Genomic DNA, 9,754 nt, shown 5'->3' with positions numbered 1-9,754 from the left:
GAAGCCGTGAAGCCGTGAAGCCGTGAAGCCGTGAAGCCGTGAAGCCGTGAAGCCGTGAAGCCGTGAAGCCGTGAAGCCGTGAAGCCGTGAAGCCGTGAAGCCGTGAAGCCGTGAAGCCGTGAAGCCGAACTACTAGGAGCGCGGCCATTTCCTACAAACAGATACTATCATGTTTACCGGAAGATACAACAAAAAGGTTCAATATTACACAATAAACATGCAATATCGCGCCGTTTCGATACTTCGCGATACTTCGCAGAACCGGTTTCGCTCAATAAAGAAAAGCAACAGCCTTTCGTTCGACCTGTGCCGGAGGCAAAGGGTCGAAAGGATAGCGCAGCGACGCCTTTCGTCCCGACACTTTCAGAACCGCTGTGGACGGAGATGGGGTCAAGATAGGTTCTCAGGGGACCCGTCTGCACGAAGCGACCAACGGGAGCGGAGGAAGATGGGGTGGCAGCTGTCTTGACGCTATCGAGGCCTATGGCATGGCCTATTGCGATTGGTTCGGCTCAGGCATCGCCCTGAAGAATGCGTCAACGGGATACGCCGAATGGCCATAGGGGCTTGGGGCGGAGCCCGTGTCACGTGGCCCCGAAGGGGAGACGCCCGTGTTCTTCAGCGCGCGTTGTAAGAAAAAGCGATGCCCGAGATCGATCAGATACCTGACCAGGTGCGCACATAATTATAGATATTCTGCCTGTCCTCGGCTTTGAGACGAGCCCCGCTCAGATGGGTCACAGCAAGAGCAGGGATCCCCCCCAATGTTGCTTCCTGGGCGATCGGATTATGACGTGACGGATCGATCGAAGAGACCTTGCCCTTATCGATGCTGTGCCCTGGTATTCTCTTGAGGGTATCGAGGCCGATAAGAAGAATGCGCTTTGGCGCATAAGCTCTGACCAGTCGCTGAATTGTCGTGAGGGAATGCTTTTGCAGCTCACGACGGACAGGGAGCGGGATTGTTTTCCATTCGTCGACCGAGACCGCGCGGAAGAAATTGATATTGCCGCCCATCATGTCGGTCATACGATCTGCTGGCCAAATGTTGAGCAATGCCTTTGCAAGGCGCCAATCCTCTTTCGGGTCTGCATAGGCCAAGATATCCGGGGGACCTGCCGGGCGCTTTTCCTCCTCGGACATGGTCTTATCCTCCTCATCGCAACCCGGCTGGTACCCAAGAATGAAGAGCGAGGGTGTCACGACCTCGGGTCCATACAGGATCTGGTATCCGTAATCCTTCCCGCCCATCTGTGGCGCCAGTCTGTCGTAGAGCTCGCGTGTCTCCGCGTAGGCAGTGCGATACTTCGTGTCGATCATGTTCAGCGCCCTCCCTGGGAACAAGATGGTTCCTGTGACCCGGATCCATAGTGCCGTGATCGTTGTTCAGTAAGAAGTGACGGAGTGGCACATTACACGCGGACCACTTCCTGATCCGCATACTCCAGCTCGAGGCCATACCAACGCTTGAACCATTCCGGGCTGGGATGGATCACGAGGAGAGCGTCGAGGGCCTGTTTCGCCTGTTCCTTAGTTACGAAAGGGCCTGCGAGCATGTCGCCGCTCGTACTGTCCGCAACATGGAAGACGCCTGACCCATCAGGAGCAGATTCCAGATAAGGCTCGACGGGAGGTGGTGGTGCCGACGGATCGGCGATGTCGGCAGGGTTGCCCGGAAAGACGGAAGCAATGGGGGTCTCCAGCAGCGCAAGCACCGCATTGACACGCGCATTGGTGGAATCACCACGATCCGCCCAGAGATCCCAGTCGATGCGCAGGAGGATCTCGTTACCCAACCGTTCGCGCAGGTCGCCTATCGTGTCGTCCTGAGCAATGGACACGGCCACAAGGTCAGGCGCATTCGGCGAGGTGAAGAGTTCGATCGGCAGAGCGCTTTGATACCCGGAGCATAGGAGCTTGAGCCTGACGGCTGTGAGGCAGGAAGAATGCATGCGTTTTCTCCTGTCGCGGTCGCGCTGCTGCGCGGTCGACACGCGAGGTCGTGATGGAAATGGGCGGAAGTTTTGTGGCAGCATCGGGAGATGGCTATTTCCCGACGCAGATCGCGCAAAGCTGACAGCGGGGTGGGACAGCAGATGTCCCTCTTCCCGGTCGAGGCGCTATTACGCCGTATCAGACCGGACAGGAATGAATGGCGGTATTACCGTCTGAGCATCCACCGCGATCTGTTTGGAGGCGCGACATTGCTGCGGCAATGGGGTCGTATCGGCACGGCAGGCAGCACGCGCGTCGATCTCTATCAGGATGAGGGAGAGGCCGCGAATGCGCTGACGCGCATGATCCGGTATCGAAAGAAACGCGGATACGCGCTTATCGGCAACTGATCAGAAGCGCCGGGAGAAGCCGCGCAGCATTGGATCGATGAGGGCGCGTCGCTCTGCACCAGTCGATCGTGAGCGCGGGGTGTAAGGGCTGATTTCCGGCTGAGGAAGCGCGGGATCGTTATTATGAATCTGCGGGGACAAGCTCGGGAACGGGTCCACACCGATCCGCTGTTCGAGCGCCGCGAAGCTCAGCGTCTCGCAGACAGGCGCATCGTCATTGCGGCACAGCCACGCGCCGCCTTGTTCGTGAACGGGATCGTAGACCGCCTTCCAGATCGCAACGGGGACCGGAATGCGGTCCCAGCCGATCGTCGGCCCGTTTGCCTGAAGCACGGGACCGGTCACGACGTAGAGCTCGCCAACCCTGTGCGCCCAGTCGGCGACTGCCATCTCGATCCCGGTCCAGACCCCTTCGTTCAGAGCCGGGGTTTCGGGCACGACATTGGCGAGAGAGAAGGTCTCCTCCTGGGAGAGCTGATCGGGCGCTGAACCGCTCGGGGTGAGATGGCCGCGATCGAGGCCAGAGCCGCGGTAATCCGCCAGTTCTGCGCGCTGGCCATAAGGCAGCCCTGTTTCCGGATGGAAGAACTTCGTGACGCGTCCAAGGCTCTGGGCACTGTCGAGCGCCTCGTCTGTGAGGTGCTCGGCCGACCAGAGCGGAATGCGCGCGTCCAGTGACTGCATCGCGATATAGACCCGGCGACAGACGATTGTCGTGATCGGCCGGACTGACTGCGCAAGCAATGCGGGCGGCGTATGCCCGACAGAAAGGTCATCGCAGGGGCGGGTCTGGGCATGAGCCCTGGTCAGAGGCAGGGCCAAGGTCGCAAAGACGGCGGAGGCGCTGAGAAAATCGCGCAACATACTGAAATCCCTTTACTTTATTCCCGGAGCGGCGCTTATCTTTCCTCATGCGAGGAGAACCCATGATTCAGGCAAGTGCAAGGCTTCTTCGATTTCCGGCCGAACGCTGTGCCGCGCCCACCTTCGATCATCTGCGGGCGCAGCTCCCCGCCGATACCAGCATGGCCGATGAGTGCCTGCGCTATGGCCTGTCGGCACCGGATCTGAATGCCTTGGTTGAGCAGGGCATCGCGATCGGTATGAAGATGCGTCACCAGATCGTCTTGCCCGCCGATGCAGGCGAGGCAGCGAGTAAACGCGAAATCTGGTTTGCTCCCGCTCGCGTCACCATGCAGCGAAGCATCACGCGTATGCATGATCTGAAATGGCGTGCAGAGCAGACCGGAAACCCTCAGGATCACCGGGCCGCATTCAGCGCCCGCTATCGTGCCTGGCAGACATGCAAACGATTGATCGCGGCCTGGGAGACGCTTTGCCTGGATGAAGAGGATGTGCGTCCGAGCGCATCAATCCTCACCTTCCAGAAGAAGGCGTCGGGCTGAGCGCCGGGCGCAAGTGGCTTCACGGCGCCAGCTGGCGCTACGTGATGCGAGAAGGGCGTCCTCTTCAGAGGCGTCCCTGAGGAAGGCAGCTTCCGCCAGGGTTCGACGGGGATTTCCGAAGTACGCGCAAAGCGCTGCGGCTTTCATGTCTGCGGAGGGGGCATAACCTTTGGCGGCATGGAGAGCGGTCCGCATGGCGAGATCCTTTCACCGTATGGCACGGCATTTCAGAGTGAAGTCTTATTCCCGATTGCGGCGGCGACAGCCGCCTGGGCGCGCAAGCGCCACTGGACGAACCACTCGACGAGGTCGGCGCCCTCTACGGGATGATCCTTTCCGAAGGCCTCGGCTTCGTAGCCGAGTGCCTCCTCGATGACCGAAATCAGGGGTTGGGGGCTCGCGTCCGGCATTGTCGGATCAGCGACGCGCAAGAAACGTGGTGTGGTTAACAGGCCTGGCATCATCCCCGGCCAAGAGGCTCGGGCCGCATGTGACGGTCAGAACCAGCGTCACGAAGCCCGTGACATAGAGCGACATGGCCGCAAGCTCGCGGATGTTGGTGATCAGGGCCTGCTTGGTTTCTTTCGTCATGACGGGTTCCTTTTCGGGATGGGTCGGAACACCCGGCGAGCCACATCTCATGGACCGTCTGGGTGGTCAGGACGGAGCCGACTATCTGTCTATTCTCCTCTTGACCCGATCCGCAGCTCATGGGGCGTGCAGCCCGGAAAGGGCGATGCGCCGGCACGGCGCGTCGGGAGCGGAGCGACAACCCCTTGTAGGGCTGTGCGCGCCATGAGAGCGGTCCCTCTCCTCTTCTTTCGTTTTCTTCGGCACCTCCCCAGCGGTCCACTGGCCTCTTAGGGCGGACGGCATTGGGGAGGATCAGTCGGGGCCGACGCCACTGATAGTGACGGTTTGCCCAAACGCCGCCGCCGCGAGAGCGGTGCGGATGGGGAGCATGGCGGGTGTCTCTGATGTGGCCTCGCCATGCTGGTTCTGCATGACGCAGTCATGGGCCTGAGCGGCAGCCTCGCGATCAACATCGAACACCTGATGGGTGGAGTGCACGATCTGGTGCGCCCAGTTTGTAAGATTGAGCGAGGCGATTTCCTTGCCCGTTGCAAGGTCCAGCACGATTGCACCGCCGCAATACGCATCAAGGCATGGCTTGCTGCAATCACCAGTCCAGATCAGACTCCAGCGAACCGGCAGGGTGAGCTTCTTCTCGCAGCAGGCGTACACGAAGGTCAGCACGTCCTCGATCGACCCACGTTCATCATGGTGAATCCACAGATGCTGGAGTTCGGAATCAGGAGGCTCGTTCGCCTCGGCCTCGAAGCCAACAGAGTCCGACTCAAAGGCCCCGTCAGCACCCTCCGCGCGCATAGCTTCGAGCAAGGTGAGGGCCTGAGTGACCGCTTCTGCGTTCTGTAGCGGCAGAAGCGTTGAGAATTTGGTATAGTGGTTGGGCATTGCAGTCAGTCCTCATCAAAGAATGGAAGGGTTTCATCGACCGGGCCGTCCGCATCGAGCAGGACGTAATCGCAGTCCAGTTCACGGGCGCGGGCGAGGAGCGCAGCGAGACCGGGCACTTCGCTCCATGTGAGGGGATCCGGCTCTTCCTCGGCGTAGATCATCCAGCCATAGGACCCGACCAGACAGTTTCCGGGCGCGTTCCGGGTTCCGTGGGCGAGAGCCTGCGTTAGCTGCTCACGGTCGCGCGGCGAGAGATGCCCCGTGCTGAGATCGAGGAATTGACGAACGCTCATGCGTCGTGCTCCTTCAGCCAGACGCGCAGGCGTCGGGCCGCGTCGTGGCTCTCGGGGTGGCGTGTGTCCAAAATTGCGCGCGCAAGGATTCCATCCAGATCCCGACGCATGTCGCGATCCGTCCGGAGGAAATCCGAGGCACCGCAGGTCAGAATCAGGTCTTCGCTGCCAGTCGCGCGGACCTCGGCAAGGATATCCGTATCCTCGACCGTTTCGGGGTCGAGGGAGGCAGTTGATCCATCAGGCAGGATGACGGTACGGACGCCGCCACTGGTATCGTCAGAAACACCCGACAGCACGATGCGTGCTGCCGTTTCTGCATTGCAGGCCTCTATCGAGAGGATAGCCTGATCCCTCAAGATCAGGCGTTCGACGATCGTGACATCGAAGCGGGGCATGGACCTTACTCCGTCACGTTGTGGGGGACACAGTAACCAGCGCTCATAAGCTCGGACGCCACGGCGAAGGGGTGGTGACGATCCTCATATCGCCCGATCATGGATGACGCGTCGGTGTAGTCGAATAGGGAGCAGCGCGAGTTTTGGAGTAGCTGTACGCGAGCATTGATCATCCGCAGCCAGCCATAATAGCCGAGATGCCCGTGAGCATGAGGCGTGAACTCGTCGGGCTCGGCATCTGTCCAGACAGGAGCGCGATCGCTGAGCTGGAACGGAGCTTCTTCCGCCCCCCACATACGCACGGGGGGCGTCCCGTCCTTGATCGTCGCATCGAGCATAATGGTGAACAGGAACGCCTCCTCGCGCAGCCCGCCGTCCCGAGCACAGCTGGCGTACCAGCGCGGCTTGCGCGCGCCTGGAACGATCTCGGCGCAAACGAGAAAGGACAGTTCGCGCGAACGCTGACGGATCAGCTGGCCGAAACTGTTCATCGCACTCGCAAGGGAGGCCGCGTTCGTGGCGTCTGCCTCATGGGAGAGGTCTGCAAAAATCCCGGGTGTGGGCTCGATCGCATACTGATCGGCTTTTTCAACGCGTGCGGCGGGGGACGCGACCAAGTGGAAACGGGTCATCGTGAGTCTCCTGAATACGAAAAAGCCGCCTTGCGGCGGCTTGAGGGGATGGGAGGGATCAGGCTTCGGCGCGGGAGGTGAAGACATATTCGGCACCGCCGAACGACTTGCTCCATGGGGTGTCTTCCTGCCTGGCGCAGTCGCTGTAATGATCGAATGTGCCGGTCTTGAATCGGTCGGTGATCTCGGACACCTCATCTTCAGACGGGCCTTCGCTCCAGCGAACGTAGATGCAGCCGTACTCCGACTTGCGAACGCTGAATTTCGTTGTCCTGAACGCAGCCTTGAGAAGTTTGCGGATGTTTTTCGCGGCGAGTGCTCCGTCGCGAGCGTCACCCTGTTCCAGATCGGCGTAAGCCGGGTCGGCTTTCAGGGCCTCGACCGCACGTGCGAACGCCGCCTCTTCCTCGCGTTCCTTCGCGAGCTGCGCAGCCTCGAGATCCGATGCAAGTTTCTCGAGCTCGGCAAGACGCCAAGCTTCAGCGAACCCCGCTTCCTTGGGGTATATTTTCCATTGCGGGCCATGAATGATGCACTCTGGTAGCCGTACGGAACGAGCGCCGATTTCGAAGATGATATCGAAGTGCGCATTGCCTCCGGTGCCCATGAGGCCACCGATACGCCTGACGGTTTGCGGCTTCTGTTCCCCATGGATCGCCGAGATATAGCCGCGCCCTCTGTCGTAGACGACTGTTGAAACCATCGTGCCCACTTCGAGGGTATGTGCTGTGTCTGACATCCTGCGTCTCCTTTATTTCTGCTGGATGCCGTCTCGCTGACGCGAACGACTGGCTGGGGCCAGGGCGGCGCTTGCGCCGTTCACGGAGCCACGCGCAGCTTGCGAGCATGGCGACGCCCTGGCGGCGGACTGGCGTTTGTGTCAGCTCCCTTTCTTCCGGGGCTTCGGCGTGGGTTCTGGAGCAACCGGCTGAAGTGGCGGCATGCGGATCGAATTCGGTTTCACATCGATCCACATTCTTGGATCCGGAGCTGTCGCATCGCAGGCGCGCTGTATCGAGAGTGCGTCCAGAAAATCGCAGCCGTCGTCCCCCCCGAAGGATGTCCGCTTCACATGCCACCATCTATCGGGGTTGACGGCCGGGTTGCACTCTTCTGCATAGACTATGGCATTCTTGCCGGTCATCGTGCCCTTGGGATGATCCTTGCCGTTGGACATGAGATAGATACCGTCATCGCCGACCAGCCACAGGCCGGGCGGGATTTTACTGGCATCGATGTCTTCCTCCCGTGCCCACTGACGCTCGGGGGCGTCGGCCTTGCGATACTGCGGATCGCAGCGCTGTTCGAAGGTTGCCCGGCGCTCAGTCGCAGTAACGCTATGGCGCAGGAGTTCGAGAACGCGTGCGCGATCGAAATGGAGTTTCATGGCAGGCCTCAAACGGGATAGCGGTCATTGAAGACGCGTGTTGCAGGCGATCCGGTACGGACCAGCTGCCATGCGGGGTCGGTGCGGCTGGCTCGCAGCGGCAGCGGCTTGTCATGACGGCCGTCCCAGCTCAGACCCTCGCAGGGACCGAGGAGCTTTGCGGCCTGGGCTACGCGATCGCGGCCGGGGCAAACGCGTTCATTGCCGCCCGCGCTGCGCTGGCAGGGATTTCCGGGCGTGGCGTTGCAGTCGGGACAGGCGAAGCGATACGCCGGGTCGCCGTCATCCCATTCGTGGTGACAACGACGGCAGGTGACGCTTTCGGACGTGCAGGACCAGCGAACCGGTGTGCGGAAAGTCGGATTTTTTCTGGAAAACAGATCGTAGGTCATCGACAATCTCCTCTTGATTGCCTCCCGCGCGACGGGGCGTCGGTTTTCGGGTCAAGGGCGACGCGCAAGCGTCGGGCGCAGCCTTCCCTTGATGCGAAAAGCGACGTCCCGTAGCCCTCTCTGCTTTGTTGGTGGGGCACGCGTGTTGGGTGCCCCTGCGCTTCAGGCTGGGCCTTAGAACGGGATCTCGTCGTCCAGATCCCCGCCCAAGTTGCCGCCATCTTGCGGCTGACGCGGCGGAACATTACGGGAGGGGCGATCATCGAGGCCGTAGCGGCTCTCATCGCTATAGCTCTGCGCGTTATCGAGTAGGGTGAGCTCGCCACGGAAGCGGTCGAGAACGATTTCCGTGGTGTAGCGGTCCTCGCCGGACTGATCGGTCCATTTGCGGGTCTGAAGCTGCCCCTCGACGTAGACCTTGCGTCCCTTGCGCCCGAAGCGCTCGGCCACATCGGCAAGGCGTTCGTTGAAGATCACGACGCGATGCCACTCGGTGCGCTCCTTGCGCTCGCCCGAATTACGGTCGTTCCAGCTTTCGCTCGTGGCGACTGAAAAACTGACGATCTTCGCGCCAGATTGGGCGTTACGGACTTCCGGGTCGCGACCGAGATTGCCTACGAGAATGACCTTGTTGACGCTTCCTGACATGAGGGAGTCTCCGTGAATGCACGAAGAGAGGATCGTCCCGGCCACCTGGCGCACAGTCGCAGAAATTGCTCTGCCTGCTCGGGATCATATTTCTCTCTTGATGCTTCCCGGGAACCGGGACGGCGCAGCCGGGGCAATCGCGGCGCTCCTGCGCCGGGATCGGCATCGACCCGCAGCCACGCGCAGCTTGCGAGCATGGCGAGGACGCGATGCCGACCCACCGATTGCGCCGGCTGCGCCGTTCTGGTTTCCCCCTCTCCTCTCCATCTCCTGTCTGGCGGCGTTCTATGGATGCATTCAAGACGGCGCGACGCGATGCTTAGGTTGGCACCATGATCTCGCGCCAACGCTTACCTGCATGCCACTCTGTGACGCCTTGCAATGCCCAGTTCGACCCTTCGGGGTGGTATTCGCAGGACAATGCGAGGCTCGGAAATTCTTTGCTGATACGATCACCCAGAAGATAGGTGGGGCCGTCATCAAGGCCGAGCTGGTCAAAGTGCAGCTCCAGCAGACCGCCAGCCGCAACGGCTGGCGCCTCCTCGACCATGAATTGCGCGCGCAGGCGCTCGATATCGGCGGCGCTGCCGATTGCAGTGAAGATGTTGTGGCTGCGATTGCCCATCACGCCGCCTCCTGCGCAATTTTAGATGGGGTGGATGGCTCCCGATCACGGCATCTATAGTGCCAAAGGTGAGGACGCCATCTTTGCGTACCTCTGATAGTGGAGCCATCCGAGATGACGATTACCACGATTGGTTTGGATCTGGCCAA

At 60.7% G+C, this 9,754-nt stretch carries 16 protein-coding genes; 2 read left to right on the top strand and 14 right to left on the bottom strand.

All coding sequences use genetic code 11. From position 1 onward, the window contains the following. Positions 1 to 657: 657 nt before the first annotated feature. Both ACWNRM_RS14985 and ACWNRM_RS14980 read right to left on the bottom strand, forming a co-directional pair. Positions 658 to 1,320, bottom strand: coding sequence for a hypothetical protein (locus tag ACWNRM_RS14985; protein ID WP_485171470.1), 663 nt, complete (start codon positions 1,318 to 1,320; stop codon positions 658 to 660). Positions 1,321 to 1,412: 92 nt separating this feature from the next. Continuing rightward, positions 1,413 to 1,952, bottom strand: a complete 540-nt coding sequence (locus ACWNRM_RS14980) for a hypothetical protein (protein WP_485171471.1) — start codon at positions 1,950 to 1,952, stop codon at positions 1,413 to 1,415. A gap of 144 nt (positions 1,953 to 2,096) precedes the next feature. Here ACWNRM_RS14980 and ACWNRM_RS14975 point away from each other — a divergent pair, with 144 nt between their 5' ends. Further along, positions 2,097 to 2,345: a WGR domain-containing protein gene (locus tag ACWNRM_RS14975; RefSeq protein WP_306310236.1), complete on the top strand. Its 249-nt coding sequence runs from the start codon at positions 2,097 to 2,099 to the stop codon at positions 2,343 to 2,345. On the opposite strand, the gene ACWNRM_RS14970 is transcribed toward ACWNRM_RS14975, so the two are convergent. Then, positions 2,346 to 3,209, bottom strand: a complete 864-nt coding sequence (locus ACWNRM_RS14970) for a DNA/RNA non-specific endonuclease (protein WP_485171472.1) — start codon at positions 3,207 to 3,209, stop codon at positions 2,346 to 2,348. A gap of 62 nt (positions 3,210 to 3,271) precedes the next feature. On the opposite strand from ACWNRM_RS14970, the gene ACWNRM_RS14965 reads away from it, so the two are divergent. Next, a complete protein-coding gene (locus ACWNRM_RS14965; protein ID WP_485171473.1) occupies positions 3,272 to 3,751 on the top strand; it encodes a hypothetical protein in 480 nt (159 codons plus the stop codon). 227 nt (positions 3,752 to 3,978) lie between these two features. Here the strand turns inward: ACWNRM_RS14965 and ACWNRM_RS14960 are convergent, their stop codons facing one another. The 11 genes from ACWNRM_RS14960 to ACWNRM_RS14910 all read right to left on the bottom strand — a co-directional run bounded on the left by ACWNRM_RS14960 (position 3,979) and on the right by ACWNRM_RS14910 (position 9,605). Next, on the bottom strand, positions 3,979 to 4,161 hold the full coding sequence (locus ACWNRM_RS14960) for a hypothetical protein (RefSeq protein WP_485171474.1): 183 nt from the start codon (positions 4,159 to 4,161) through the stop codon (positions 3,979 to 3,981). Positions 4,162 to 4,168: 7 nt separating this feature from the next. Then, positions 4,169 to 4,342: a hypothetical protein gene (locus ACWNRM_RS14955; protein ID WP_485171475.1), complete on the bottom strand. Its 174-nt coding sequence runs from the start codon at positions 4,340 to 4,342 to the stop codon at positions 4,169 to 4,171. 294 nt (positions 4,343 to 4,636) lie between these two features. Further along, on the bottom strand, positions 4,637 to 5,227 hold the full coding sequence (locus ACWNRM_RS14950) for a hypothetical protein (RefSeq protein ID WP_485171476.1): 591 nt from the start codon (positions 5,225 to 5,227) through the stop codon (positions 4,637 to 4,639). Positions 5,228 to 5,232: 5 nt separating this feature from the next. After that, positions 5,233 to 5,523 carry a DUF5983 family protein gene (locus ACWNRM_RS14945; protein ID WP_485171477.1) on the bottom strand — a complete coding sequence of 97 codons (291 nt, stop codon included), beginning with the start codon at positions 5,521 to 5,523 and terminating at the stop codon, positions 5,233 to 5,235. Next, the gene (locus tag ACWNRM_RS14940; protein ID WP_485171478.1) at positions 5,520 to 5,921 is read right to left on the bottom strand and encodes a hypothetical protein; all 402 of its coding nucleotides are present in this window, start codon (positions 5,919 to 5,921) and stop codon (positions 5,520 to 5,522) included. Before ACWNRM_RS14940 ends, ACWNRM_RS14945 begins: the two co-directional genes overlap by 4 nt. Positions 5,922 to 5,926: 5 nt before the next feature. Continuing rightward, the gene (locus tag ACWNRM_RS14935; protein ID WP_485171479.1) at positions 5,927 to 6,553 is read right to left on the bottom strand and encodes a hypothetical protein; all 627 of its coding nucleotides are present in this window, start codon (positions 6,551 to 6,553) and stop codon (positions 5,927 to 5,929) included. Between the two features lie 58 nt (positions 6,554 to 6,611). Further along, entirely contained in the window at positions 6,612 to 7,292 is a 681-nt protein-coding gene (locus tag ACWNRM_RS14930) for an LPD29 domain-containing protein (RefSeq protein WP_485171480.1), read from the bottom strand. Between the two features lie 141 nt (positions 7,293 to 7,433). Then, a complete protein-coding gene (locus ACWNRM_RS14925) occupies positions 7,434 to 7,940 on the bottom strand; it encodes a DUF3085 domain-containing protein (protein ID WP_485171481.1) in 507 nt (168 codons plus the stop codon). A gap of 8 nt (positions 7,941 to 7,948) precedes the next feature. After that, entirely contained in the window at positions 7,949 to 8,332 is a 384-nt protein-coding gene (locus tag ACWNRM_RS14920; RefSeq protein ID WP_485171482.1) for a hypothetical protein, read from the bottom strand. A gap of 174 nt (positions 8,333 to 8,506) precedes the next feature. Further along, on the bottom strand, positions 8,507 to 8,980 hold the full coding sequence (gene ssb, locus ACWNRM_RS14915; RefSeq protein ID WP_146926947.1) for a single-stranded DNA-binding protein: 474 nt from the start codon (positions 8,978 to 8,980) through the stop codon (positions 8,507 to 8,509). A gap of 319 nt (positions 8,981 to 9,299) precedes the next feature. Then, positions 9,300 to 9,605 (bottom strand): hypothetical protein, encoded by a 306-nt coding sequence (locus ACWNRM_RS14910; protein WP_485171483.1) that lies wholly within the window; start codon positions 9,603 to 9,605, stop codon positions 9,300 to 9,302. Positions 9,606 to 9,754: the final 149 nt, after the last annotated feature.

It is taken from the genome of Asaia sp. A2 (genome assembly GCF_057319415.1).
Note: the sequence above shows the minus strand (reverse complement) of the source record. Positions and strands in the feature narration are given on the sequence as shown.